We start from the raw sequence: 26,681 nt of genomic DNA on the forward strand, positions 1-26,681 counted from the left end.
TGCAGAATCATGAGCAGCACTCTGCATTGGCGCTGCCGAGCGGCACCGTTGAGACAAACGAAGGGGAAAAGAGAGGGTTGGCCCAAGCGTCAAGAATATTGGCCGGTGCGCAGGGATACACGCTGCAGGAATAAACGGAACACACAGCCTGGCTGAAGCAGGCCAAGACGCCAGTTGGCGGCAGGCGAGACATGAAGCACCCCGGTATTATTGCTGTTATGGGTTTGAATCGAGCTTAGCCTTGTTCATTTTTTTACACAACACCCCCGTAAAAAATACAACACGGCCCGCTCAAGCCTGCAGGTCCCAAGACCCTCAAACCCAAAAAACCGCCCCAAAAAGCCCCAAAAAAGGCGCCCTGGCGCTTTTTCAGGGCAAAAAAGGCCTCGCTTGACTTCGGCATGCCGTTCGGGTTGACTGAAACCAGAAAAGATCAATGATTGATATTTTTAACAACAAAGGTGTTGCATCATGTCGGTACCCCCGCGTGCCGTTCAGCTTAACGAAGCGAACGCGTTCCTTAAGGATCATCCTGAGGTTCTGTACGTAGACCTTCTAATTGCGGATATGAATGGTGTGGTGCGCGGTAAGCGCATCGAACGCACCAGCCTCCACAAGGTTTACGAGAAGGGCATTAACCTGCCTGCCTCTTTATTTGCCCTGGATATCAACGGCTCTACGGTGGAAAGCACCGGCCTGGGCCTGGACATCGGTGATGCTGACCGAATCTGTTATCCAATCCCCGACACCCTGTGCAATGAGCCCTGGCAAAAGCGCCCCACCGCGCAACTGCTGATGACCATGCACGAACTGGAAGGTGAACCCTTCTTCGCCGATCCGCGCGAAGTGCTGCGCCAAGTGGTGAGCAAGTTCGACGACATGGGCCTGACCATCTGCGCCGCCTTCGAGCTTGAGTTCTACCTGATCGACCAGGAGAACGTGAACGGCCGGCCACAACCGCCTCGCTCGCCGATTTCCGGCAAACGCCCGCACTCGACACAGGTCTACCTGATCGACGACCTCGACGAATACGTCGACTGCCTCCAGGACATTCTGGAAGGTGCCAAAGAGCAAGGCATCCCGGCCGACGCCATCGTCAAGGAAAGTGCCCCGGCGCAGTTCGAAGTGAACCTGCACCACGTCGCCGACCCGATCAAGGCATGCGACTACGCGGTACTGCTCAAGCGCCTGATCAAGAACATCGCCTACGACCATGAGATGGACACCACCTTCATGGCCAAGCCTTACCCAGGCCAGGCAGGCAACGGTTTGCACGTACACATCTCCATTCTGGACAAAGACGGCAAGAACATCTTTGCCAGCGAGGATCCCGAGCAGAACGCCGCATTGCGTCACGCGATCGGCGGTGTGCTCGAGACCCTGCCCGCCCAAATGGCGTTCCTGTGCCCCAACGTCAACTCCTACCGTCGTTTCGGCGCACAGTTCTACGTGCCGAACTCGCCGTGCTGGGGCCTGGACAACCGCACCGTGGCGATTCGCGTACCGACCGGCACTGCCGACTCCGTGCGTATCGAACACCGCGTGGCCGGCGCCGACGCCAACCCTTACCTGCTGATGGCTTCGGTCCTGGCGGGTGTGCACCATGGTCTGACCAACAAGATCGAACCGGGCGCTCCCGTGGAAGGCAACAGCTACGAGCAGAACGAACAAAGCCTGCCGAACAACCTGCGCGATGCCCTGCGCGAGCTGGATGACAGCGAGGTGATGGCCAAGTACATCGATCCTAAATACATCGATATCTTTGTCGCCTGTAAGGAAAGTGAGCTGGAAGAGTTCGAACACTCCATCTCCGACCTTGAGTACAACTGGTATCTGCATACCGTTTAAGCGGTTGCTGGATAAGAAAACGCCGCAGGCTTCTAGCCTGCGGCTTTTTTTTGGGTTTCTTTCGGAAGACCGAGTTGGCCTCATCGGGGGCAAGCCCCCTCCCACACTGACCGAGTTCCAACTTTAGAATGCAGTCAACTGTGGGAGGGGGCTTGCTCCCGATAGCGACTGGGCAGACAACACACCTTCCTGCTCATACAATGCCCGCTGCCCTGTAGGAGACTTCCATGCCCCCCCGCCCCGCCGCCCCTCGCAAACCCCGCGCCCGCAGCCAGGCCCGGATCGACGCGATCCTGGACGCCGCCCGCGCCTTGCTGGCGGCCGAAGGCGTGGCCGGCTTGTCGATCTACAGCGTGGCCGAACGCGCGCAGATCCCGCCCTCGTCGGTGTACCACTTTTTCGCCAGCGTGCCGGCGTTACTGGAGGCGTTGACGACGGATGTGCATGCAGCCTTCCGCGCGGCCATCCAGGCGCCCATCGAACATGACTCGCTCCAGACCTGGCGCGACCTGTCCTGCATCGTCGAACAGCGCATGCTCACCGTCTACAGCAATGATGCCGCAGCCCGTCAGTTGATTCTGGCCCAGCATGGCTTGACCGAAGTCACCCAGGCGGATCGTCAGCATGACCTGGAATTGGGGGATCTGATGCTCGACGTGTTCAATCGCCATTTCGAAGTGCCGACGTTACCCAGCGATGTGGATGTGTTCGCCCTGGCATTGGAGCTCAGCGACCGCGTGTATGCGCGTTCGGTGCACCAGCATGGGCAGATCACGCCGCGCATGGCGGAGGAAGGGATGCGGGTGTTTGATGCGTATGTGGGGCTTTATTTGCCGGCGTATTTGCCCAAGCGGTGATTCTTCTAATGATCGTTCCCACGCTCTGCGTGGGAATGCATCCCATGACGCTCTGCGTCACTTTTATGCAGCGGGACGCGGAGCGTCCCAGGCGGGATTCCCACGCAGAGCGTGGGAACGATCAAAACACTCACAATTTGGCGATCGACACCTCGGTCGATTTCACGAAGGCAATCACTTCACTGCCAATCACCAACTCCAGCTCCTTGACCGAACGGGTGGTGATCACTGAGGTGACGATGCCGGACGCCGTCTGCACGTCGATTTCCGACAACACATCGCCCACCACGATTTCCTTGATGGTGCCTTTGAACTGGTTACGCACGTTGATGGCTTTGATAGTCATGATTTTTTCCTCTGCGAGTTATTGAGCCCAACGCAATTGCGTCGGCAGCGGTGAAACAGGTTCGGGTTCCGGCGGTGAGCCGGGCAGCGACAGCACGCGGTTGAGCACTTCGGCTTCCAGCGCAGCCAGGCGATGTGAACCTCGGGCGCGGGGACGAGGCAGGTCCACCATCAGGTCCAGGCCGATTTCGCCGTCTTCGATCAGGATGACCCGGTCGGCAATCGCCACGGCTTCACTGACGTCATGGGTGACCAGCAGCACGGTAAAGCCGTGTTTGCGCCACAGGTTTTCGATCAGTTGCTGCATCTCGATACGTGTCAGGGCATCCAGCGCGCCCAGCGGTTCGTCAAGCAGCAACAGGCGCGGCTGGTGAATCAGGGCCCGTGCCAACGCGACGCGCTGCTTCTGGCCGCCGGACAAGGCCGCCGGCCACTCCTCGGCGCGCTCGGCCAGGCCCACCGCCTCCAGCGCTTGCAACGCCTTGGGGCGCCAGTTGCCCGTAAGGCCCAGGCCGACGTTGTCGATGATCTTTTTCCACGGCAGCAAGCGCGCTTCCTGGAACATCAGCCGCGTGTCTTCGATTGCCTCATGCAGCGGCGCAGAACCCGCCAGCAGCTCGCCGCCACTGGCTTTGTCCAGCCCCGCCAGCAGGCGCAGCAAGGTACTTTTGCCACAGCCGCTGCGGCCGACCACCGCCACGAATTGGCCGGCCGGGATATGCAGGTCGATGTCCTTGAGCACTTCGCGAGCGCCAAAGGATTTGCGCAATTTGCGCACCGCCAGGGGGATGCCCTTGAGCAGGCGCGGGGGTTGTTGAGCCGTCATGCCGCACCTCCCTTATTCACTTGATACGCCGGGTGCCAGCGCAGCCACACCCGTTCCAGGCCTCGCGCCGCCAGGTCGGCCAGCTTGCCGAGGATCGCGTACATGACGATGGCCAGCACCACCACGTCGGTCTGCAGGAACTCGCGGGCGTTCATCGCCAGGTAACCGATGCCCGAACTGGCCGAGATGGTTTCCGCCACGATCAGCGTCAACCACATAAAGCCCAGGGCAAAGCGCACGCCCACCAGGATCGACGGCAACGCGCCCGGCAGGATCACTTGCCAGAACAGGCTGAAGCCGGACAAGCCGTAGCTGCGCGACATTTCCACCAGCGCCGGATCGACGTTGCGGATGCCGTGGTAAGTGTTCAGGTAGATCGGGAACAACGTGCCCAGGGCCACCAGGAAAATCTTCGCGGTCTCGTCAATCCCGAACCACAGGATCACCAAGGGAATCAGCGCCAGGTGCGGCACGTTGCGGATCATCTGCACCGAGCTGTCCAGCAGACGCTCGCCCCACTTCGACAGGCCGGTGATAAAGCCCAGGGCCAGGCCGATGCTGCCACCGATCACAAAGCCCAGGCCCGCGCGCCAGCCGCTGATCGCCAGGTGCGTCCAGATTTCGCCGCTGCGGACCAGGTTGATGCCAGCCTCGATGACCGCACTGGGCGCCGGCAGAATGCGCGTGGACAGCCAACCTGCCGTCACCGACAACTGCCACACCGCCAGCAATAGAATCGGCAGCACCCAGGGCGCTACGCGATGGCTGAATTTTTCCAGGTTCATGGCACCCCCTCAGCTCTGCGACGCAGCTTTGGGAAGGATGTCGTTGGCCACCATCTCGCCGAACGGGCTGACGTAGCCGGCGCTTTTCGGCAGTTCGGGACGTTCGATATCCAGGTGCGGGAACAGCAGTTCTGCGACCCGATACGACTCTTCCAGGTGGGGATAACCGGAGAAGATAAAGGTGTCGATGCCCAGGTCTGCATATTCCTTGACCCGTGCCGCAACCGTTGGGCCATCGCCCACCAGCGCAGTGCCCGCACCGCCGCGCACCAGGCCGACCCCGGCCCACAGGTTGGGGCTGACTTCCAGGTTGTCGCGACTGCCGCCATGCAAGGCCGCCATGCGCTGCTGGCCCACCGAGTCGAAGCGCGCCAGGGACGCTTGGGCGCGGGCGATGGTTTCGTCGTCCAGGTGAGAGATCAGTTTATCGGCGGCTTTCCACGCCTCCTCGTTGGTTTCACGCACGATCACATGCAAGCGAATACCGAAGCGCAGGGTGCGCCCAAGCTTGGCGGCCTTGGCCCGTACTTGTTCGATTTTTTCCGCCACCGCTGCCGGGGGTTCGCCCCAGGTCAGTACCATTTCCACCTGTTCGGCTGCCAGGTCCTGGGCCGCTTCGGACGAACCGCCGAAATACAGCGGCGGGCGTGGCTGCTGGATTGGCGGGTAGAGCAACTTGGCGCCTTTGACGCTGATGTGCTCGCCGTCGTAATCCACGGTCTCGCCTTCCAGCACGCGACGCCAGATGCGCGTGAATTCCACCGACGCCTGGTAGCGCTCTTCGTGACTGAGGAACAAGCCGTCGCCGGCCAGTTCTTCCGGGTCACCGCCGGTCACCAGGTTGAACAGCGCACGGCCACCGGACAGGCGGTCCAGGGTCGCCGCCTGGCGCGCGGCCACCGTCGGGGAAATGATCCCGGGGCGCAGCGCAACCAGAAATTTCAAACGCTGGGTCACCGGAATCAGCGAGGCGGCCACCAGCCACGAGTCTTCGCAGGAGCGCCCGGTGGGGATCAACACCCCACCGAAGCCCAGGCGGTCAGCGGCCTGGGCCACTTGTTGCAGGTAACCGTGATCGACGGCGCGAGCGCCTTCGGCGGTGCCAAGGTAATGACCGTCGCCGTGGGTAGGCAGGAACCAGAAAATATTGAGGCTCATGGAGTTGTCTCCTGAAGAAGTCGGATTACGGCGCTTTGGCAACCGAGGCGGGTGGGGTCCAGATCACGTCCTTGATGCTCAAGGGCTTGGGAATCAATTTGAGCTGGTAGAAGCTGTCGGCGATTTTCTGCTGGGCCGCGACCACTTCGGGCGTCAGGAACAGCGCCCCGTAGCCCTGGCGTTTCACCGAGGTCAGGGTGATATCAGCGGGCAGGCCGAGCAGCGGCGCGACCTGGTCCGTCACTTCCTGCGGGTTGGCCTTGGACCATTCGCCCACGGCGCGCACTTCTTCCACCAGCGCCTTGATCACTTCGGGGTGCTGTTCGGCGTAGGGTTTGGTCGCCAGGTAAAACTGGTGGTTGTCGGCAATGCCGGTGCCGTCGCGCAGGGTGCGCGCTTGCAGCTGTTTCTCGGCGGCGGCCTGGTACGGGTCCCAGATCACCCAGGCGTCCACACTGCCGCGTTCGAAGGCCGCGCGGGCATCGGCGGGCGGCAGGAACACGGTTTTCACGTCGGTGTAGGCAAGGCCGGCGTCTTCCAGCGCACGAACCAGCAGGTAGTGCACGTTGGAGCCTTTGTTCAGCACGATCTTCTTGCCCTTGAGCTCGGCCACCGTTTTGATCGTCGAATCCTTGGGCACCAGGATCGCTTCACTGGTCGGCGCGGGCGGCTCGTAGGCCACGTAAAGCAGGTCCGCACCGGCGGCCTGGGCGAACACGGGTGGGGTTTCGCCGGTGACGCCAAAGTCGATGGAGCCGACGTTCAGGCCCTCGAGTAATTGCGGGCCACCGGGGAATTCGGTCCATTGCACCTGCACGCCCTGGGCAGCCAGGCGTTTTTCCAGGGTGCCCTTGGCCTTGAGCAGCACCAGCGTGCCGTATTTCTGGTAACCGATGCGCAGGGTTTCTGCGGCGTGGGCTTGAACGATGGCGCCGAAGGACACAGCCGCAGCAAACAGTGCGACCAGACCGCGACGCAAAATGACAGTGCGCATGGCGCTCTCCAAATGTGCGATTAGGGTATTGGCGGCACCTGCTTGGCCGTTGGCGGCTGAGTAAGGTGAGTGTTTCCAGATGTCGGGGTAAGGCTTAAATGCTCCAGCGAGCACTCAACAAGCGTTCATTCAGTACATGCGGGTCGAGCGGTTTCGGGCGGCGGGCCATGGCGCTGTAAAACTGCTCCAGGGCTTCCTGCAAGCGCTGTTCAAGCACGGGCACCAATTGCGCCTGGGCACTGCCTTCGCCGTAGGCGATCTGGCTGTCTTCGGCAAAGATCCCATGGAGCAATTCCTGCGCTTTGAGCGCCGACAGCACGGGCTTGAGGGCGTAATCCACCGCCAGCATGTGCGCGATGCTGCCACCGGTGGCCATCGGCAAGACCACCTTGTGGGCCAGGGCGCGCTCAGGCAGCAGGTCGAGTACCGTCTTCAAGGCACCGGAGAACGAGGCCTTGTACACCGGCGTGGCGATCACCAAACCATCGGCATTCGCCACTTGCTGCAACAGGTCGATGACCTTGGGGCTGTCGAACCGTGCATGCAGCAGGTCTTCGGCCGGAAAGTCGCGGATCTGGTAACTCACCACTTCCACGCCCTGGTCCTGCAACCATTGACGGGTTTTCTCCAGCAAGACCCCGGAGCGGGAACGCTGACTGGGACTGCCTCCAAGTGTTACGACCAGCATGCAAGTATTCCTTGAGCAAGTGTCGGCGGTTCGCTGTGTGGCGATGGCGCCAAGATGGAACAGACCTTAGCAGTAGATTTATATATCTTTAAATCTTATTTATTCATTTGTTTATTCCATAAAAACATATGGGATAAACAGATCGCCAGGCGAAAAAAAAGGCCGTCGAAACGGCCTGAAAAACCCCTGCTATGTGAACGGTGAAAATGTGGGAGGGGGCTTGCTCCCGATAGCGGTCTTTCAGTAACAAGTGCATTGACTGACCCACCGCAATCGGGAGCAAGCCCCCTCCCACATGGGTCCTGTGTTAACGATTGGGTTGCGGGGTCAGCCGCAGGTACGGCTTCACCGCCCTATAGCCCTTGGGAAAGCGTTTCTTGATCTCTTCCTCATCCTTGAGCGACGGCACGATTACCACCTCATCGCCGTCCTGCCAGTTGGCCGGGGTGGCGACCTTGTGGTTGTCGGTCAACTGCAGCGAGTCGATCACCCGCAGGATTTCGTGGAAGTTACGTCCGGTACTGGCCGGGTAGGTAATGGTCAGGCGGATTTTCTTGTTCGGGTCGATCACGAACAGGGAGCGCACGGTGAGGGTGTCGCTGGCATTGGGGTGGATCAGATCGTAAAGGTCCGAGACCTTGCGGTCGGCATCGGCCAGGATCGGGAAATTGACGACGGTGTTCTGGGTTTCGTTGATGTCTTCGATCCACTTGTGGTGCGAGTCCACCGGGTCAACCGACAAGGCGATGGCCTTGACGCCGCGCTGGGCGAATTCATCCTTGAGTTTGGCGGTGAAGCCCAGTTCGGTGGTGCACACCGGGGTAAAGTCCGCCGGGTGGGAGAACAGCACACCCCAGCTATCGCCCAGCCATTCGTGGAAACGAATCTTGCCGGCGCTGGAATCCTGTTCGAAGTCGGGGGCGATGTCGCCCAGTCTTAGGCTCATGGTGGGGCTCCTGATGAGTGCTTATGGAGCCCACTGTGCAGGGTTTGGGAAGATTTTAAAAAGAATAAATATCGATTTATCTAGACGATAAAGGAATATAAAAATCTGTTCATTGGACTTGGGAGCGGACGAGGATCAACATCGTTTCAAGGTTCGAGAAGGCCTTGAGACGCTGTACCAAGAGGGATTTCAGGAAGGGCTTGCGGGGGTTGAGCCCGACTTGAAAGCAACACACCTTGCCCGGCATTGCGCCGGGCAAGGCTTTAAGCAGTTACTTGAACGCGTAGGTGTAGCTGACGATTACACGGTTTTCGTCCTGATCGCGCGCGGCAGCAACATCGTTGCGCCACATAGCGTTTTTCCAGGCAACGCCGACGTTCTTGAACACGCCTTCTGGAACAACGTACGCAACCGTAATGTCACGTTCCCACTCGGACTGGCCGGTGAACTCGGCACGGCTACCGTTGACGGTATCGATGTCGGTGCCTTTGAGGTACACGACACCGGCGGTCAAGCCAGGCACGCCAACCTTGGCGAAGTCGTAGGAGTAGCGAGCTTGCCAGGTACGTTCGCCAGCACGGGCGAACTTGGCGATTTGCATGTCAGTGGTCAGGTAAGCCGACGAGCCGTCACCTTGGTTCAACCAAGGGAAGTCGCTGCTGCCGTTGCTGACCTGGTAACCACCACCGAAGGTATGACCGGCAACGGTGTACAGGAACAGGCCGCTGTACAGGTTGTTATCGACCTTGCCACGACCGGAGTTCACGCCGCTGTAGTTGCCCGAGGAGAAGTAAGCCGACTCGTGGCCGTTCTTGCCGTCATCCGAGCTGTTGAAATAACGCAGGTCAGACTTCAGTACGCCAGGACCGATGGCCCAGTTATGGGTCAGGCCCAGGAAGTGCTGCTTGTAGAAGTCTTCCAGATTGCCGTAGTAGTACTGGGCAGTCAGGTCCTTGGTGATCTTGTAGTCACCACCGGCGTAGTAGAATTTGTTGCTGTCGCGCCAGTTTGCACCACGGGAGTTGGCACCGGCGATCGACAGGTTGTCGACGTTGCTGGAGTTACGGCCCTTGGCTTTTTCGATCTGGCCGGCAACCAGCGTCAGGTCTTTGTAGACATCGTTACTGGTGATCTGGCCACCCTGGAAGGTCTGCGGCAGCAGACGACCGTCGTTGGTCACGATGACCGGCAGTTTTGGCTGCAGCGTACCGAGCTTCAGTTCAGTCTGGGATATCTTGGCTTTGGCGGTCAGGCCCAGGCTCGAGTAGTTATCAACGGCTTCGCCATTGGACTTGCTCGGGAACACGGTGCCACCGTAGGAGCTCGCCGTGGCGCCGTTGGTGCCGCCGCCGGAATCCAGGCGAACACCCAGCAGGCCGATAGCGTCGAGACCGAAGCCTACGGTGCCTTGGGTGTAACCGGAGATGAAGCGCAGGTCGAAGCCCTGGCCCCATTCTTCCTGCTTGTTTTGCACACCGGCACGCTTGTTGGCTGCAGTACCAGCGGCCGAGTCGCGGTTGTCGGTGTTGATGTAGAAGTTACGCAGACCCAGCGTTACTTTACTGTCTTCGATGAAACCGGCAGCGCCTGCTTGCTGGGCGATGGCGCCCAACGCTACAGCCACAGCCAAGGTGGACTTCTTCATGTACCGCTCCTCTCATTTCTAATTTTTGTATTTCTTTGGTCTCGGGTCTGACGCCCTTGATCCACAGATGCGCGATTAGCGCCAGATAGTGACCACCAAGTCAATCCTAACCTTGCGTGCCTACTACCTTCGTCTAACCGCAGTTGATTTGGTCCCTGCAGGGTAATGAGTTTTTCATACACCCAAAAAGAATTGTTTCATTCTTTTTCATACGATTCAGGAATAAGCGCATTCACGCACCGGGCTGGTCAGGCTAGACCGACCATCCCATAAGCTAATTCCTAAAGGGTATTTATCAGCGCTTTTTTAGATCGCTTAGTGTTGACGTTCTGCTGCATACGTCACCCACGATCAAAAAGGCGACGCCATCATGGCCAAAGGCACATCCTCCCGTCAATTTGTTACAGTTTTTGTATCGGGATTACTTTCTTTTGGTTTCAACGCGACGGCCTTTTTATCGTATCGGCACGAATGAAAGGTTCTGAAGCCTTGGTAAAGTTTTTGAAGGCGCAGGGCTCAAATGTGGGAGGGGGCTTGCTCCCGATTGCGGTCTGTCAGCGACTTATCAGTTAACTGACCCACTGCTATCGGGGTGTAGAACCGTAGACATCGTTTACATCTGAAACCGGGGACATCGTTTACACATTTGAGGCTTGGACGCGGGTCATACCTCGCCCAAGCCTTCCCAGGGGATAATCACACAAGTACAAATCCCAAACATCATCCTCAGCCTCTTTAAGCCCTATCTGCTCCCCTGACAGCGCCTCGCTGATAAATACCAACTTGCCTTTCCACTTGATCGACCCGTCCTGCCTGACGCTTCGAACCTTCATTTCGGACGGATACGCCACATCCGGCAAGCATCCTGGGTAAATCCGGGTAGACGGCACATACACGTCCCCTGGACGCTTCATACCGAGCGCTTCATGAGGGCGCACGTAATTGAACTCATGCCTGAAATGCTCCAGCAAAAGCTGCTGCTCGATTAAGTTTTCTCCTAAGGGCAGCTCCAGTTTCAAGCTACGGTGCATCCGCTCATGGCGACCATTTTGGGCCGGTCTTCCTGGCATGGTGCGCTCCGGATAGATGCCCAGACGTATCCACCAAACTGCCAGCGTGGACATTCTTGCCAGGCCAGGAGAGGCAAACGGAACACCGTTGTCCGACCGAATAACTTCGGGCATGCCGTACTCCTCAAATAGTCTCTCAAAGGCGTGTTTAACAGGTTCAGTCTTGATCTTTGAATGAGCCCTGCACGCCAAAATCATCCGGGACGCGTGGTCTGTGATGGTCAAAGGGAAGCACATCTGCGCGTTATGCATTTTGAATTGCCCTTTGTAGTCGGCGCACCATGTCTGGTTAGGTTCGTTGGCCTCGCGCATTGCTACAGGGGAAGTACCGTGTCTGCGCTTGAAGCGCCGCTTTTGGACGAGCCCAAGTCGATCAAGCCATTGGCCTGCTGTACTTGGGGAAGGCCAGGCGATGGAGGGATCTTCAAGTCGCAATAGCTCGAGAAGCTTCTTCGGACCCCATTTATCGTGCGCCTCCTTCATCGCCACCACACGGGCCAGGATTTCATCGTCGATTTTATTGGGGCTGTTGTGAGGGCGTCGGGACAGTTCGGCTAAAGACTTTAAATCGCCATTGTGCCGGCCGATCCATTTGTCGACGGTAGGCCGACTTACGTTAAAGCGGCGCGCCAGCTGGCTTTTGGTGTAGTTACCAGAAAGCCAGTCAGCGACCAGTCTGATTCGTTGATTCATCGGAGACTCTTGGTTCCAGGGCATGATCAGTTACCTCCTGATCATGCGTATTAACCTGTAAACCATGTCCCCGGTTAGAAATGTAAACGATGTCCCCGGTTTGTACCGGGGCAAGCCCCCTCCCACATTTGGATACGTGTGTGTTTTGGTGGATTAGGTTTACAGGGCCTTCTCGAAAATTTTCGAGTTGCGCTGATAGTTGTACAGCGACGCTCGCGCCGACGGCAGGCGGTCCACGCTGCTTGGCACAAAGCCGCGCTCACGGAACCAGTGGGCGGTGCGGGTGGTGAGGACAAACAAGGTCTTCAGGCCCTGGGCCCGGGCACGGGTCTCGATGCGCTCGAGCAACACATCGCCGCGTGCGCCATGGCGGTATTCCGGGTTCACCGCCAGGCACGCCAACTCACCCGCATCCGAATCGGCGATCTGATACAACGCCGCGCAGGCGATGATCATGCCTTCACGCTCGACCACGCTGAACTGCTCGATCTCGCGCTCGAGCACTTCCCGGGAACGACGCACCAGGATGCCCTGCTCTTCCAGCGGGCTGATCAGGTCGAGCAAACCGCCGACGTCTTCAATCGCCGCTTCGCGCACCAGTTCGAATTGCTCTTGGGCGACCAGCGTACCGCCGCCGTCGCGGGTGAACAGTTCGGTGAGCAAGGCGCCGTCTTCGACGTAGCTGACAATATGGCTGCGCCCCACCCCACCACGACAGGCTTCGGCGGCGGCATCGAGCAGCTCGGCCTGATAGTTGCTGCCCAGGCGCTGCAGGTGCGCCGGCACTTGCTGCGGACGCAACTCACGCACCAGTCGGCCGTTTTCATCGATCAGGCCCAGGTCGGCACCAAACAGCAGCAATTTGTCGGCGCCCAGGTCGATGGCGGCACGGGTGGCAACGTCTTCGCAGGCCAGGTTGAAAATCTCACCGGTGGGCGAATAACCCAACGGCGACAGCAGTACGATGGAGCGCTCGTCCAACAGCCGGTTGATGCCCTTGCGGTCGACCCGGCGCACTTCGCCGGTGTGGTGATAGTCCACGCCTTCGAGCACACCGATTGGCCGCGCGGTCACCAGGTTGCCGCTGGCCACCCGCAGGCGCGAGCCCTGCATGGGCGATGACGCCATGTCCATGGACAGGCGCGCTTCAATGGCAATACGCAACTGCCCCACCGCGTCGATCACGCACTCGAGCGTCGCCGCATCGGTAATGCGCAAACCTTCGTGATAAGCCGGGGTAAGGCCGCGCGCTTCAAGGCGCGCTTCAATCTGCGGACGCGAGCCGTGCACCAGCACCAGTCGCACACCCAGGCTGTGCAGCAGCACCAGGTCGTGGACGATATTGCCGAAGTTCGGGTGCTCCACCCCATCGCCAGGCAGCATGACCACAAAGGTGCAGTCGCGGTGGGCGTTGATGTAGGGCGAAGCGTGACGAAGCCAATTAACGTAGTCGGGCATAACACCTGGGCCTGTAATAAAAAGCAGCCAAAAAAGGATCAATCGTGAAAGCGCACAGCGGGCTGATGGTTATCGTCGGAACAGGCTTGGCGACACGCTCACTCTCCTTTCTATGTACGAACAGGCAGGGGTTAATTTATGCAGGTTTCAGGCAGTAATGTTCGATCAGTTCCCGCAATAGACGCACTGTAGGCGTCAAGCGTGACATTTCGAGGTATTCACCCGGCTGGTGCGCACAGGCGATATCGCCAGGGCCGAGCACCAGGGTTTCGCAACCAAGGCGCTGAAGATAAGGCGCTTCGGTGCCGAACGCCACTGCTTCGGCACGGTGGCCGGTCAAACGTTCCGCCACCCTCACCAACTCGGCGTCTTCCGGCTGCTCGAAGGGCGGTACTTCCGGGAACAGCGGCGCGTAATCGATCTTGACCTTATGCCGCTCGGCCAGGGGCTCGAGTTTTTGCCGGATGGCGGCGCGCAGCACCGCAGGGTCCATGCCCGGCAGGGGGCGCAGGTCGAACTCCAGGGAGCATTGGCCACAGATGCGGTTGGGGTTGTCGCCGCCATGGATGCAGCCGAAGTTCAGGGTCGGCTGCGGCACGCTGAACTGCGGGTTGCGGTATTCGCGCTGCCAGGCAAGGCGCAGGCCGCGCAGCTCGCCGATGGCGTCGTGCATGGCTTCAAGGGCGCTGTGACCAAGGCTTGGGTCCGACGAATGGCCGCTGCGCCCTAGGATGTCGATGCGTTCCATCATCACGCCTTTGTGCAGGCGGACCGGCTTGAGGCCGGTCGGTTCGCCGATCACCGCCGCCCGGCCCAATGGCCGCCCCGCCTCGGCCAGTGCGCGGGCACCGGACATGGAGCTTTCTTCATCGCAGGTGGCGAGGATCAGCAGCGGTTGCTTGAACGGTTGGTCCAGCAGCGGCAGCACCGCTTCAATCGCCAGCGCAAAAAAACCCTTCATGTCGCAACTGCCCAATCCTACCCAGCGGCCGTCGACTTCCGTCAGCTTGAGCGGGTCGGTTTCCCACAGTGCCGCGTCGTAGGGCACCGTGTCGCTATGACCAGCCAGCACCAGGCCACCGGGGCCACTGCCGAAACTTGCCAACAGGTTGAACTTGCCAGGGCTGACCTGCTGGATGTCGATGGAGAAGCCCAGGTCGCCCAGCCAGGTGGCGAGCAGGTCGATCACCGGGCGATTGGTCTGGTCGAGCGACGCCTGCGTGCAACTGACCGACGGCGCGGCAATCAACGCGGCGAACTGCTCTTTCATGGACGGTAACGGCATGCGCGGTCTCCAACTTCCCGGATGAACCCCACTATAGAGCCATCTGCACGACACAATAAACCGTTGCGGCACGTTGCCGGGCTCAGTCCTGTACACTGCACGACCTTGGCAGCCACACTTTTCCCCGGCTGCGCTCCCGATCCTGGATTTTCCGGCCATGCAGAAAGAAACCGAAATCAAGCTCCGTGTCAGCCGCGAAACACTCGCCGCGCTACGTGAGCACCCGCTACTGAAAAAACGCAACAAAAGTGGCTGGGAACGCCGTGAGTTGATGAACCAGTACTTCGACACCCCCGAGCGCGACCTGGCCCAGGCCAAGGTGGCCCTGCGCTTGCGCAAGGACGGTGACGACATCATCCAGACCCTCAAGACCCGTGGTCAGAGCGTCGCCGGTTTGTCGGAACGCAACGAATACAACTGGGACCTGCCCAAGGCCAAGCTCGACGTGAAGAAACTCGACGGCGAATGCTGGCCCGAGCAACTGGTCGAGCTGGACAAAAAGACCCTCAAGCCGATCTTCACCACCGACTTCGTGCGCGAGCGCGCTGAAATCGCCTGGGGTCGCGGCAAGGCCAAGGTAGTGATCGAAGCCGCCCTGGACCTGGGCCACGTGGTGGTCGGCAAGCAGAAGGAAGAAATCTGCGAGCTGGAACTGGAACTGCGCGAAGGCGAACCGGCCGCCCTGCTGGAACTGGCCGCCGAACTGGCCGCGACCCTGGCGCTGATGCCTTGTGACATCAGCAAGGCCGAACGTGGCTATCGCCTGTACGACGCCAGCAGCTATTCCTTGAGCCTGCCGGCACCGCAGATCCACGCCGAAATGCCGTTGGACGATGCCTTCGCCGCAATCATGTGGCACTTGCTGGGCAGCAGCCAGCGCCTGGCCGAACAATATCGTTTCAATGGCCACTGGCGCTTGCTGCAGGACTGGGTCGAGACCCTCGGCGAATTGCGCGCGCTGATCGGCAGCCTCGGCCAGGCCGCGCCGCGTCAATCCACCAGCGAATTGCGCAGTGTCCTGGATGCGTTGCTGGAAGACTGGCGCCCGCTGGTCCAGGCCGGTGACGACGATGAAGACATCCGCAAAGCCGCGCCGGAGCAGTTCGTTGAAGAGCTGCAGGACGTACGCTGGGGCCTGTTCTCCCTGAACACCTCGCGCTGGCTGCTGGCCCGCACCTGGACCGCCGAGCGTAACGTGCGCGGCAACCGCCAGGGCGCTGCGCAAATCACCAACTGGCTACCGCGCCTGCTGGCCGACGACGCCGTTGCCCTGCAACTGCCGCGCTACCAGCAGCAACCGGAAGACCTGGCCGAGCAACTGCCGCGTATCGAACGCATCCAGGCCTGGCTGCACCATGCACGTCAGGTGGTGGAAATTCCGGAACTGGACCGTTTGTACGGCGAGCTGAACAAGCTGGCGCACCTGGCTAACCAGCCGATTACCGATGAGTCGCTGGATGCGCGGATGCACCAGGCGATTGCGGTTTATCAGAATCGTGCCTGGAAGACTTTGCTGCGTCTGTAATATCGCCATCGGGGGCAAGTCGAATCTTCGCACCGCCCCTCCCACTATTGACCGAGTTCCTACTTTGGAATGCAGTCACATGTGGGAGGGGGCTTGCCCCCGATAGGGCCGGACCTGCTAGCGCAATACCGGCAGGCTGGTTGTGGATTTTATTTCCGACAACGCCACAATCGAATTAACCTCCTGAATCCCCGGCACCATCGATAACTTGTCGAAGAAAAACCGCTCGTACGCCTCGATATCCGACGCAACAATGCGCAACAGAAAATCCACCGCGCCCATCAGCACATAACACTCCAGCACTTCCGGAAAGCCACGAATCGCCTCGGTAAACTCGGTGAAGTTGGACCGACCGTGGGCGTTGAGTTTGACCTCGGCGAAAATCTGCGTGTTGAGGCCGATTTTCTTGCGGTCCAGCAAGGTGACCTGGCCACGGATCACGCCATCCTCCTTGAGCCGCTGAATACGCCGCCAGCATGGTGACTGCGAGAGGCCGACCTGCTCGGCGATCTGTGCGCTGGAGAGCGAAGCGTCCTCTTGGAGCAGGGCCAGGATACGACGGTCATAAGCGTCCAGTTCGCTTTGCATAGAAATACCTTATAAGTTGATTAGGTTGAATTGATTGATTCGATTATCTGCCAATCTCTTCGATTTTAGATAAGAAATCTCAGCCGCTGCGTGTAAAAATTTCTTCAGTCAAATTTGGAGAATCAGCATGCACGCCGTCGAAACCGCTCACTCTGTTACCCGCGCCGATGCATGGGCCGTCGATAGCCTGCACTGCGAGGCGCATTATCGGATCGTCGCGGAGGCGGAGCCGGACGTGCTGTGTCGAGTGTTGAATTACTTCGCGCTGCAATTTCTCACGCCCAATCAGGTGAGCGTGAACAGGGAAGACGACCTGCTGCGCATCGACATCATGATGGGCGGCCTGAGCTGGCACCGCGCCCAGGTGATCGGTGAAAAGATTCGAAACCTGATCAGCGTGTGTTCCCTGGAACTGCGGCCGGCTGACTGCGCGCGGCTTCAAGCCGTGGCCGCAACGTCGCGGTAAAAACCTGCAATACACGCACACGCAGAATTTTCAGAAGCTGGCTAGCCTGGGATTACACCCAACGCCCGCCAGGAAACCCTCATGTCCGCCGTCCTGCCAGACCGCCCCCTGGAACTGCATCAACTGCTGCCTGCATTGCTCGAGCAGGAGCTGATCACGGCAGAGACGGCGCAACGGTTGTCGTCCGCGCCCACCAGCGCCCAGCATCCCCTGGAGCGTATCGCCGCCGAAGGGCCGTGCCTGGAAACGTTAACCCAATGGCTGGCCCGGCAGGTCGAGCAACCTTATCTGCGCATTGACCCGCTGAAGATCGACGTCGCGACGGTGGTGCCGCTGATGTCCCATGCCTTTGCGCAGCGCCACGCCATCCTCGCAGTCGCCGTAGATGCGCGCAGCGTTACCGTCGCCAGCGCTCAACCCCATGTCAGTGGCTGGGAGGCCGGGCTTTCCCAAGTACTCAAACGCACGATCAAGCGCGTGGTAGCCAACCCCCAGGCGATCCAGCGCTGCATCAGCGAGTTCTATCGGTTGGCCAAATCGGTCAGTGGGGCTGATCAAAAAATGGCAGCGCCCGGCAATGCCGACCTGCTCAACCTCGGCGCCAGCGATAAGGAGCCGCACGCCGATGACGCGCATATCGTCAATATCGTCGACTGGCTGCTGCAGTACGCCTTTGGTCAGCGGGCGAGCGATATTCATATAGAGCCCTGCCGCGAACAGGGTCGTGTGCGCTTTCGCATCGATGGCCTGTTGCATGACGTCTACCAATTTCCGCCGCAGGTCACCACCGCTGTCGTCAGCCGCCTGAAAAGCCTTGGCCGTATGAACGTGGCAGAGAAGCGCAAACCCCAGGATGGGCGCATCAAGATGAAAACCCCGGCGGGGCTGAAGTGGAACTGCGCCTTTCGACCTTGCCCACCGCTTTTGGCGAGAAGCTGGTCATGCGCATTTTTGATCCCCAGGTGCTGCTCAAGGATTTCGACCAGTTGGGTTTGTCTGCCGAAGATCAACAGCGCTGGCAGGCCATGACCCGACAGGCCCACGGCATCATCCTGGTCACCGGCCCGACCGGCTCGGGCAAGACCAGCACGCTTTACGCCACCCTCAAGCAACTGGCGAGCCGGGAGGTCAACCTGTGCACGGTGGAGGACCCCATCGAGATGGTCGAGCCGGCGTTCAATCAGATGCAGGTCCAGCACAACATCGACCTGACCTTCGCCAGCGGTATCCGCGCGCTACTGCGCCAGGACCCGGACATCATCATGATCGGCGAGATTCGCGACCAGGAAACCGCCGAAATGGCGATCCAGGCCGCGCTGACTGGGCACCTGGTGCTGTCGACCCTGCATACCAACGACGCGCCGAGCGCGATCAGCCGCTTGCAGGAACTGGGGATCGCTCATTATTTGATCAAGGCAACGCTGATAGGCGTCATGGCACAACGCTTGGTGCGTGTGCTGTGCTCCCATTGCAAACGCGCCGTGGCCGACGCTTACGAAGCCGCCGGCTGTGTGGAATGCCGCGACAGTGGTTATCGGGGCAGAGCCGGGCTCTATGAAATCATGACGGTGGACGAAACCCTCAAGGCGCTGATCACCCCTGGCGCGGACGTGCAGGCCTTGCGCCATGCGGCTCTCGGGCAAGGCATGCACAGCCTGCGCATGGCCGGCCTGCAAAAGGTGAAGGCCGGGCTGACGACGATGGCGGAAGTCCTGAGGGTGACCCCTGGGGATTCAGAAACAAATCCTTTGTTTGTTGGGCAGTGAAACCGTCCTTATCCGTGACGAGACCGTTACACTCGGCCGAACGTCGTGTCACTGACATCATCAGATAGGGAATCGTTATGCAGATCGGAACCGTACTGCTTCTTTTCGTGGGGCTGGCCATTGCCATCCTGTTCATGGGTTTCAAAGTGGTGCCCCAGGGCTACCAGTGGACAGTCGAACGTTTCGGCCGCTATACCAACACCCTCAAGCCTGGCCTCAACATCATCATCCCGGTCATGGACCGCATCGGCCGCAAGATCAACGTGATGGAAAGCGTGCTGGATATTCCTCCCCAGGAAGTGATTACCGCCGACAACGCCACCGTACAGATCGACGCCGTGTGCTTCTTCCAAGTGGTAAACACGGCCCAGGCCGCGTATGAGGTGAACAACCTCGAGCATGCCATCCGCAATTTGCTGCAAACCAATATCCGTACGGTGCTTGGCTCCATGGAGCTGGATGCGATGCTGAGCCAGCGCGACGGTATCAATGAAAAACTGCTGCGCACCGTCGACGAGGCCACGGCACCGTGGGGCATCAAGATCACCCGTATCGAAATCAAGGACATCAGCCCGCCTGCCGACCTGATGGCGGCCATGTCCGGGCAGATGAAAGCCGAGCGGATCAAGCGTGCGCAGATCCTCGAAGCCGAAGGCCTGCGAGCCTCGGCGATCCTCACCGCCGAGGGCAAGAAACAGGCGCAGATCCTCGAGGCCGAGGGTAGCCGCCAGGCCGCCTTCCTTGAGTCCGAAGCGCGTGAGCGCCAGGCCGAGGCTGAAGCCCGGGCGACCCAGGTGGTATCGGAAGCGATCGCATCCGGTAACGTGCAGGCGGTGAACTACTTCGTCGCGCAGAAATATATCGATGCTCTGGGCAAGCTGGCGTCGGCCAACAACAGCAAGGTGATCCTGATGCCGCTGGAAGCCAGCCAGGTGATCGGTGCCGTGGGCGGTATCGGCGAGATCGTCAAAGCGGCTTTCGACAACAAGAAAGGCTGAGGTCGCCATCATGTGGGATTTCCTGCAGCACCTTTCGTTCTGGGACTGGCTGGCGCTGGGCACCGTGTTGTTGATTCTCGAGGTGTTCGGCGCGGGAGGCTACCTGCTGTGGATGGGTATCGCCGCAGCCGCCGTGGGAGTGATTAAGTTTATCGTCCCGCCCCTGGGGCTGGAGTGGCAACTGCTGCTGTTCGCCCTGTTGTCAATATTGACGGCCGTGTACTGGTGGAAACGCCAACGCAGCGGCGCCAAGGCCAGCGATCAACCCGGCTTGAATGAGCGCGGTTCAGAGTTGATCGGACGCACCTTCGTGGTGCATCAGGCGATCGTGGATGGCAGGGGCAAGGTTAAAGTCGGCGATGGCGTATGGATGGTCACCGGTGCCGATGCGCCCGTAGGCGCTCAAGTGCGCGTGGTTGGCCAGGATGGGGTGGTTTTAAAGGTTGAAACTGTTTAGTCAGTGATGGAACTGGATCAGGTTAACTACAATCAAAATGTACAGATAACCCACCGGAGTCACCCATCATGCGTCTTAAATATGCTGTCGCAACCCTCGCTGTGCTCTCCCTCCCTGTCGGCTCAGCCATGGCCGATAGCTTCTGGCGTAATGTCATCTCGTCGGGTGCCACCACCGGCTCGACCTACCTGACCTTCAAGGACCACAAGCTGGTAGTCGCCGCCCAGGACGACGCCGGCAGCTTCGTCGCCAGCAACGGCGGCATTCGCGGCCCGTACCTGGAAGCGGCCATGCAGAAGGTCCGTGCTGATAACCCTGGCCTGCAAGCCACGGATATGGAACTGGCCAACGCCATCCTCGCGAAGAACGCTGTAACCGAGTAATACCTGCACGTTAAAAAATGCCGCTTTTTCAAGCGGCATTTTTTTGCCTGGAGCGTGACGAATCATTCACGGGCGACAGGCTATATTCAGTCGAGCCGTGCAACCATGCAGGGCTGACACGTCCATTACTCATCGCCTACCTGAAACGGATGCCCTCTTCGTCATGAGCCAACAGCCCTTCCTGCCGTTTTCCAAACCTACCATTGATGAAGCCACCATCTCGGCGGTCGGCGATGTGCTGCGCTCGGGCTGGATCACCAGCGGGCCGAAGGTGCAGGCGTTCGAAGCGCAGCTGTCGGAATATTTCGGCGGCCGGCCGGTACGCACCTTCAACTCCGGCACCTGCACCATGGAAATTGCCCTGCGTATCGCCGGTATCGGGCCTGGGGATGAAGTCATTACCACACCGATTTCCTGGGTTGCCACGGCCAACGTTATTCTGGAGGTAGGCGCCACTCCGGTATTTGCCGATATCGACCCGGTGACCCGCAACATCGACCTGGCCCAGGTTGAAGCCGCGATAACCCCGCGCACCAAGGCGATCATCCCGGTCTATCTGGCCGGCTTGCCCCTGGACATGCCGATGCTTTACGCGCTGGCCAACAAGTACAACCTGCGCATCATCGAGGACGCCGCCCAGGCCCTGGGTTCCAGTTGGGACGGGCAACGCATCGGCGCTACCGGCGACTTTGTGTCGTTCAGTTTCCAGGCAAACAAGAACATCACCTCATCCGAAGGCGGCTGCCTGGTGCTCAACAACGCCGAAGAAGCCCGTCTGGCTGAGAAATACCGCCTGCAAGGCGTGACCCGCAGCGGTTTTGATGGCCTGGATGTGGACGTGTTGGGTGGCAAATTCAACATGACCGATATCGCCGCCGCCATTGGTCTGGGGCAGTTTGCCCACATCGAGAAGATCACCGCCCATCGCCAGAACCTGGCTCGGCATTACTTCGAATGCTTCGGCAGTGATTTTGAACAAGTGTACGGCGCGCAACTGCCGCCTGCCGACTTCGAAAACAGCAACTGGCACCTGTTCCAGCTGGTATTGCCGGAGCGTCAGGACGGTTTGCCTGCCCGCGCCACCTTTATGGAGCGGATGCATGCCCACGGCGTCGGCATCGGTTATCACTACCCGCCGATCCACCTGCTGAGCCTGTATCGGGCACAAGGGTTCAAGGAAGGCATGTTCCCGGTGGCGGAGCGTGTTGGGCGTCTGATCGTGTCGTTGCCGATGTTTACGGCGATGACAGAGGCGGATGTAGAGCGGGCTGTGGCGGCGGTCAAAGCAGTACTGAAAGCAAGCTGATCACATAATGTGGGAGGGGGCAAACCCCCTCCCACATTGGGTTTTGCGTTTACTCGCCGATAGCGGCTTTGTAGCCGGCAGCGTCGAGCAGTTTTTCCAGATCAGCCGAGTTGCTTGGCTTGAGCTTGAAGATCCAGGCGCCATACGGGTCAGAGTTCAGCAGCTCAGGACTACCGCTCAACTCTTCGTTGACCGCAATCACCTCGCCAGCAACCGGCGAGTAGATATCCGAAGCAGCCTTCACCGACTCAACCACACCCGCCTGGCCTTGCGCTTCAAAAGTGGCACCAACCTCAGCCAGTTCAACAAACACCACATCACCCAAGGCTTCCTGTGCATGGTCGGAGATCCCGACGGTCACGGTGCCGTCGGCTTCCAGACGGGCCCACTCATGACTTTCGGCAAAACGCAGGTCGGCAGGGATATTGCTCATAGTCTGTGTCCTCAAGAAGAAATGTCAGCGGCCATAGGCCTGCCGGAAAATAGTTAGATCAGGGTTTTGCCATGGCGTACGAAGGTCGGCTTGACCACTCGCACCGGGTACCACTTGCCGCGGATTTCCACTTCGGCCCGGTCGGCAGTCGCCGTCGGTACGCGCGCCAGGGCAATGGATTTGCTCAGCGTAGGTGAGAAACTACCACTGGTGATCTCTCCTTCGCCAACATTGGCGATACGAACCACCTGGTGAGCGCGCAGAACCCCCCGTTCTTCCAGGACCAGTCCCACTAATTTGAATTGCACCCCGGCAGCCTTTTCCGTCTCCAGCGCGGCGCGGCCGATGAAATTTCGCCCGGCGGGCTCCCAGGCGATGCTCCAAGCCATGTTGGCGGCCAGGGGTGATACCTGCTGGTGGATATCCTGGCCATACAGGTTCATGCCGGCTTCCAGGCGCAGGGTGTCGCGGGCACCGAGGCCGATGGGGGAAATACCGGCGCCCACCAGATCGTTGAAAAAACCCGGCGCCTGGTCTGCAGGCAGGACAATTTCCAGGCCGTCTTCGCCGGTGTAACCGGTGCGGGCAATAAACCAGTCGCCGTCGGCCTGGCCTTCGAAGGGCTTGAGCTGATGGATCAGGGTGCCACGGGACTGGGTCACCAATTCGGCGATCTTGTGCCGCGCATAGGGACCTTGAATGGCGAGCATGGCCAGCTCGGGGCGCTCCTGGAGTTGCACTTGATAGCTGCCCAGTTGCGCCTGCATCCAGGCCATGTCCTGGTCACGGGTGGCGGCGTTGACCACCAGCCGGTAACCGGTTTCGGTACGGTAGACGATCATGTCGTCCACTACCCCGCCCTGCTCATTGAGCATGGCGCTGTACAACGCGCGGCCGCAGCCGTGCAATCGATCGACGTCATTGGCCAGCAAGTGCTGGAGCCATTCCTTGGCCTGAAGGCCGCTGACATCGATCACGGTCATATGAGATACATCGAACACCCCGCAGTCGCGCCGCACCTGATGGTGCTCCTCAACCTGCGAGCCGTAATGCAAAGGCATATCCCAACCGCCAAAATCGACCATTTTCGCGCCGAGGGCGAGATGCAGGTCATACAGAGGCGTACGCTGTCCCATGGGTTTCTCCTTCCGGGCTTGGCGAAGGTGCGCAGAGTTGCCGCCAGTGCCGAGCGCCTTGGATTACAAGGCCAGCAGACACATGCGCCAACCCGCCTCGAAAGACGCGGCACACCGAATGCCGCGCATTGTAGCCGCAAGCTGTAGGACTGGCACCTAACCGATTTGTCGTGCGGAGCGTCGGATCAGCCCGACGACCGGCAACAACCCAACCAGTACCAGGGTCAGCGCCGGCAGCGAGGCCCGCGCCCATTCCCCTTCACTGGTCATTTCAAAGATCCGCACCGCCAGGGTGTCCCAGCCAAACGGGCGCATCAGCAAGGTGGCGGGCATTTCCTTGAGCACATCGACGAACACCAGCAGCGCCGCGCTCAGGGTGCCGGGCAGCAACAGTGGCAGATACACCTTGCAAAACAGTTGTGGGCCGCTCACCCCCAGACTTCGTGCGGCCTCGGGCAACGACGGACGGATACGCGCCAGGCTGTTTTCCAGCGGCCCGTAGGCCACCGCCAGGAACCGCACCAGATAGGCGAGCACCAGCGCCGAGAGGCTGCCCAGCAGCAACGGTTTGCCCGTACCGCCCAGCCAGCCCGACAGCGGCACCACCAGTTCGCGGTCCAGGTAGCTGAAGGCGAGCATGATCGACACCGCCAGCACCGATCCGGGCAAGGCATAACCGACATTGGCCAGGCTGATGCCGGAGCGAATCGCCCGAGTCGGCGCAAGGCGGTTGGCGAACGCCAGTATCAGCGCCACGCCGACGGTGATCAGCGCCGCAATCCCGCCCAGATACAGGGTGTGCAGGATCAGGCCGGTGTAGCGCTCATCCAGGTCGAACCGGCCACGCTGCCAGAACCACACCACCAGTTGCAGCACCGGAATCACAAACGCGCAGGCGAACACCAAGCCACACCAGCCACTGGCCGCTGCCGCCTTGAACCCACGCAGGTGATACAACGCCTTGCCTCGCGGGCGCTCGTTGCTGGGTCGGCTTGCTCCACGGGCGCGCCGTTCGCCATACAGCACCAGCATCACCACCAGCAGCAACAGGCTGGCGAGTTGGGCTGCGCTGGACAGGCTGAAAAAGCCGTACCAGGTTTTATAGATGGCGGTGGTGAACGTGTCGAAATTGAACACCGAGACCGCACCGAAATCCGCCAGGGTTTCCATCAAGGCCAGGGCGACACCCGCCCCAATCGCCGGCCGCGCCATGGGCAGCGCCACGCGCCAGAATGCTTGCCAGGGCGACTGGCCCAGCACCCGCGCCGCTTCCATCAAGCCCTTGCCCTGGGCCAGGAATGCAGAGCGCGCCAGCAGGTAGACATAGGGGTAGAACACCAGCACCAATACGATGATCACGCCACTGGTGGAGCGCACACGCGGCAGGCGCAGCCCGGCGCCGAACACGTCGCGCAGCAGGGTTTGCACGGGGCCCGCAAAATCCAGCAGTCCCACGAACACGAACGCCAACACGTAGGCCGGAATTGCAAAGGGCAGCATCAGTGCCCAGTCCAACCAGCGGCGGCCGGGGAATTCGCAGAGGCTGGTCAGCCAGGCCAGGCTTACGCCCAGCAACGTCACGCCAAAGCCGACGCCGAGCACCAGGGTCAAGGTGTTACCCAGTAAACGTGGCATCTGGGTGTCCCAGAGGTGGGACCAGATCTGGGCGTCGACGCTTTGCCAGGACAGCAACAGCACGCTCAGCGGCAGCAGCACCAGGGCGGCGACGCTGAAGACCGGCAGGTACCAGCGGCGTTGGGCGGGATGGGCCAAGGCTTAATTCTCTGGAGGGTGAACACAACACTGTGGAGGGGACGTGCCCTACAGCCTGTTAAGGCTTTTTGTAGGAGCGAGCTTGCTCGCGAAGAACTCAGGGCCCCCGCGTTTATCCAGAATGAACGCGTTGCCTGTACGTTTTTCGCGAGCAAGCTCGCTCCTACAGTGGCATGGCGGTGAATCAGCCCCCCTCCCACATTTTTTGATCTGCGGCGATTTACAAAATCAGTTCCAGCCGGCGCGATCCATCAAGCGGATAGCCTCGGCCTGACGCTTGCCCGCCACTTCCACCGGCAAGGTGTCGGCCACGAACTTGCCCCAGCTCGCCACCTCCGCCGACGGCGCTACCGCTGGGTTGGCGGGGAACTCCTGGTTCACATCGGCGAAAATCTGCTGCGCCTCGGGCGTGGTCATCCACTCCACCAGGGCCTTGGCCGCCGCCGGGTGTGGTGCGTGCTTGGTCAGGCCAATGCCCGACAGGTTCACATGCACGCCACGGTCGCCCTGGTTCGGCCAGAACAGCTTCACCGCCAGGTCCGGCTTCTGCTTGTGCAGGCGACCGTAGTAGTACGTGTTGACGATACCCACATCGCATTGCCCGGCATTGATCGCCTCCAGCACCGCAATATCGTCGGAGAATACGTCGGTGGACAGGTTATTCACCCAGCCTTTGACGATTTCTTCAGTCTTGCTCGCGCCATGGGTTTCGATCAGCGTGGCGGTCAGTGACTGGTTGTAGACCTTTTTCGCCGTGCGCAGGCACAGCCGGCCTTCCCACTGTTTGTCGGCCAGGGCTTCGTAGGTGGTCAGGTCGCCCGGTTTTACCCGGTCGGTGGAATAGGCGATGGTCCGCGCGCGCAGGCTCAAGCCGGTCCAGGCGTGGGCCGAAGAACGGTATTGCAACGGAATGTTCTTGTCGATCACCTCGGAGGTGAACGGCTGCAGGATGCCCATCTGCTCGGCCTGCCAGAGGTTGCCGGCGTCGACGGTGAGCAGCAGGTCGGCGGTGGCGTTTTCGCCTTCGGCCTTGATGCGCTGCATCAGCGGCGCTTCCTTATCGGTGATGAATTTGACCTGTACACCGGTCTTGCGGGTGTAGGCGTCGAACACCGGCTTGATCAGTTCGTCGATGCGCGAGGAGTACACCACCACTTCGTCGGCGGCCTGCACGACGGTGCTGCCGATCAGGGTGAGTGCCAGGGCAGTCAGGAGGCGCTTGGGTGCCAACATGGGTGCGGTCGCTCATTTG

General features: G+C 60.1%; 24 protein-coding genes and 1 pseudogene. 9 read left to right on the top strand and 16 right to left on the bottom strand.

The window, feature by feature from the left end; all coding sequences use genetic code 11:
• Positions 1-471 precede the first annotated feature (471 nt).
• Entirely contained in the window at positions 472-1,848 is a 1,377-nt protein-coding gene (locus C4J87_RS24665; protein WP_124364871.1) for a glutamine synthetase family protein, read from the top strand.
• Positions 1,849-2,075: 227 nt separating this feature from the next.
• Positions 2,076-2,705, top strand: coding sequence for a TetR/AcrR family transcriptional regulator (locus C4J87_RS24670; protein ID WP_124368747.1), 630 nt, complete (start codon positions 2,076-2,078; stop codon positions 2,703-2,705).
• Positions 2,706-2,835: 130 nt separating this feature from the next.
• On the opposite strand, the gene C4J87_RS24675 is transcribed toward C4J87_RS24670, so the two are convergent.
• From C4J87_RS24675 to argE, 11 genes are all read right to left on the bottom strand, one after another.
• A complete protein-coding gene (locus tag C4J87_RS24675; protein ID WP_003176783.1) occupies positions 2,836-3,051 on the bottom strand; it encodes a molybdopterin-binding protein in 216 nt (71 codons plus the stop codon).
• A gap of 18 nt (positions 3,052-3,069) precedes the next feature.
• A complete protein-coding gene (gene ssuB / locus C4J87_RS24680; protein WP_124368748.1) occupies positions 3,070-3,876 on the bottom strand; it encodes an aliphatic sulfonates ABC transporter ATP-binding protein in 807 nt (268 codons plus the stop codon).
• Positions 3,873-4,661, bottom strand: a complete 789-nt coding sequence (ssuC, locus tag C4J87_RS24685; protein WP_124364874.1) for an aliphatic sulfonate ABC transporter permease SsuC — start codon at positions 4,659-4,661, stop codon at positions 3,873-3,875. The genes ssuB and ssuC overlap by 4 nt, the downstream gene beginning before the upstream one ends.
• Before the next feature lie 9 nt (positions 4,662-4,670).
• On the bottom strand, positions 4,671-5,819 hold the full coding sequence (gene ssuD / locus C4J87_RS24690) for an FMNH2-dependent alkanesulfonate monooxygenase (RefSeq protein ID WP_124364875.1): 1,149 nt from the start codon (positions 5,817-5,819) through the stop codon (positions 4,671-4,673).
• A gap of 25 nt (positions 5,820-5,844) precedes the next feature.
• Positions 5,845-6,813, bottom strand: a complete 969-nt coding sequence (locus C4J87_RS24695) for a sulfonate ABC transporter substrate-binding protein (RefSeq protein ID WP_124364876.1) — start codon at positions 6,811-6,813, stop codon at positions 5,845-5,847.
• Between the two features lie 94 nt (positions 6,814-6,907).
• Positions 6,908-7,501, bottom strand: a complete 594-nt coding sequence (gene ssuE, locus C4J87_RS24700) for an NADPH-dependent FMN reductase (RefSeq protein ID WP_057723407.1) — start codon at positions 7,499-7,501, stop codon at positions 6,908-6,910.
• 307 nt (positions 7,502-7,808) lie between these two features.
• Positions 7,809-8,447, bottom strand: a complete 639-nt coding sequence (locus C4J87_RS24705) for a peroxiredoxin (RefSeq protein WP_015886425.1) — start codon at positions 8,445-8,447, stop codon at positions 7,809-7,811.
• A gap of 271 nt (positions 8,448-8,718) precedes the next feature.
• Complete coding sequence (locus C4J87_RS24710) at positions 8,719-10,092, bottom strand: OprD family porin (protein WP_124368749.1); 1,374 nt, start codon at positions 10,090-10,092, stop codon at positions 8,719-8,721.
• A gap of 638 nt (positions 10,093-10,730) precedes the next feature.
• Positions 10,731-11,879, bottom strand: a complete 1,149-nt coding sequence (locus tag C4J87_RS24715) for a DDE-type integrase/transposase/recombinase (RefSeq protein WP_124365247.1) — start codon at positions 11,877-11,879, stop codon at positions 10,731-10,733.
• 135 nt (positions 11,880-12,014) lie between these two features.
• Positions 12,015-13,313, bottom strand: coding sequence for an amino-acid N-acetyltransferase (gene argA, locus C4J87_RS24720; protein WP_124368750.1), 1,299 nt, complete (start codon positions 13,311-13,313; stop codon positions 12,015-12,017).
• Between the two features lie 136 nt (positions 13,314-13,449).
• Positions 13,450-14,598, bottom strand: a complete 1,149-nt coding sequence (gene argE, locus C4J87_RS24725; RefSeq protein ID WP_124368751.1) for an acetylornithine deacetylase — start codon at positions 14,596-14,598, stop codon at positions 13,450-13,452.
• A gap of 157 nt (positions 14,599-14,755) precedes the next feature.
• Between argE and C4J87_RS24730 the strand changes: the two genes are divergently transcribed.
• Positions 14,756-16,123 (top strand): inorganic triphosphatase, encoded by a 1,368-nt coding sequence (locus tag C4J87_RS24730; RefSeq protein ID WP_124368752.1) that lies wholly within the window; start codon positions 14,756-14,758, stop codon positions 16,121-16,123.
• Positions 16,124-16,240: 117 nt separating this feature from the next.
• On the opposite strand, the gene C4J87_RS24735 is transcribed toward C4J87_RS24730, so the two are convergent.
• A complete protein-coding gene (locus C4J87_RS24735) occupies positions 16,241-16,711 on the bottom strand; it encodes an Lrp/AsnC family transcriptional regulator (protein ID WP_124364881.1) in 471 nt (156 codons plus the stop codon).
• Positions 16,712-16,838: 127 nt separating this feature from the next.
• On the opposite strand from C4J87_RS24735, the gene C4J87_RS24740 reads away from it, so the two are divergent.
• The 6 genes and pseudogenes from C4J87_RS24740 to C4J87_RS24765 all read left to right on the top strand — a co-directional run bounded on the left by C4J87_RS24740 (position 16,839) and on the right by C4J87_RS24765 (position 22,087).
• The gene (locus C4J87_RS24740; protein WP_124368753.1) at positions 16,839-17,177 is read left to right on the top strand and encodes a hypothetical protein; all 339 of its coding nucleotides are present in this window, start codon (positions 16,839-16,841) and stop codon (positions 17,175-17,177) included.
• Positions 17,178-17,258: 81 nt separating this feature from the next.
• Positions 17,259-18,943, top strand: a pseudogene (locus C4J87_RS24745) (GspE/PulE family protein).
• Positions 18,944-19,020: 77 nt separating this feature from the next.
• Positions 19,021-19,941, top strand: coding sequence for an SPFH domain-containing protein (locus tag C4J87_RS24750; protein ID WP_124364884.1), 921 nt, complete (start codon positions 19,021-19,023; stop codon positions 19,939-19,941).
• Positions 19,942-19,951: 10 nt separating this feature from the next.
• Positions 19,952-20,398 carry an NfeD family protein gene (locus tag C4J87_RS24755; RefSeq protein ID WP_124368754.1) on the top strand — a complete coding sequence of 149 codons (447 nt, stop codon included), beginning with the start codon at positions 19,952-19,954 and terminating at the stop codon, positions 20,396-20,398.
• Positions 20,399-20,466: 68 nt separating this feature from the next.
• The gene (locus tag C4J87_RS24760) at positions 20,467-20,781 is read left to right on the top strand and encodes a DUF2388 domain-containing protein (protein WP_124364886.1); all 315 of its coding nucleotides are present in this window, start codon (positions 20,467-20,469) and stop codon (positions 20,779-20,781) included.
• A gap of 163 nt (positions 20,782-20,944) precedes the next feature.
• Complete coding sequence (locus C4J87_RS24765; RefSeq protein ID WP_124368755.1) at positions 20,945-22,087, top strand: DegT/DnrJ/EryC1/StrS aminotransferase family protein; 1,143 nt, start codon at positions 20,945-20,947, stop codon at positions 22,085-22,087.
• 49 nt (positions 22,088-22,136) lie between these two features.
• Here C4J87_RS24765 and gcvH read toward each other — a convergent pair whose 3' ends face one another.
• The 4 genes from gcvH to C4J87_RS24785 form a co-directional block, all read right to left on the bottom strand.
• Positions 22,137-22,520, bottom strand: a complete 384-nt coding sequence (gcvH, locus tag C4J87_RS24770) for a glycine cleavage system protein GcvH (protein ID WP_124368756.1) — start codon at positions 22,518-22,520, stop codon at positions 22,137-22,139.
• A gap of 53 nt (positions 22,521-22,573) precedes the next feature.
• Positions 22,574-23,656: a glycine cleavage system aminomethyltransferase GcvT gene (gcvT, locus tag C4J87_RS24775; RefSeq protein WP_124368757.1), complete on the bottom strand. Its 1,083-nt coding sequence runs from the start codon at positions 23,654-23,656 to the stop codon at positions 22,574-22,576.
• Positions 23,657-23,812: 156 nt separating this feature from the next.
• Positions 23,813-25,429: an iron ABC transporter permease gene (locus C4J87_RS24780; RefSeq protein ID WP_124368758.1), complete on the bottom strand. Its 1,617-nt coding sequence runs from the start codon at positions 25,427-25,429 to the stop codon at positions 23,813-23,815.
• A 228-nt stretch (positions 25,430-25,657) separates the two neighbouring features.
• Positions 25,658-26,662 (bottom strand): extracellular solute-binding protein, encoded by a 1,005-nt coding sequence (locus tag C4J87_RS24785; RefSeq protein ID WP_124368759.1) that lies wholly within the window; start codon positions 26,660-26,662, stop codon positions 25,658-25,660.
• Between the last annotated feature and the right edge of the window lie 19 nt (positions 26,663-26,681).

This window comes from Pseudomonas sp. R1-43-08 (genome assembly GCF_003852255.1).
Classification (GTDB): domain Bacteria; phylum Pseudomonadota; class Gammaproteobacteria; order Pseudomonadales; family Pseudomonadaceae; genus Aquipseudomonas.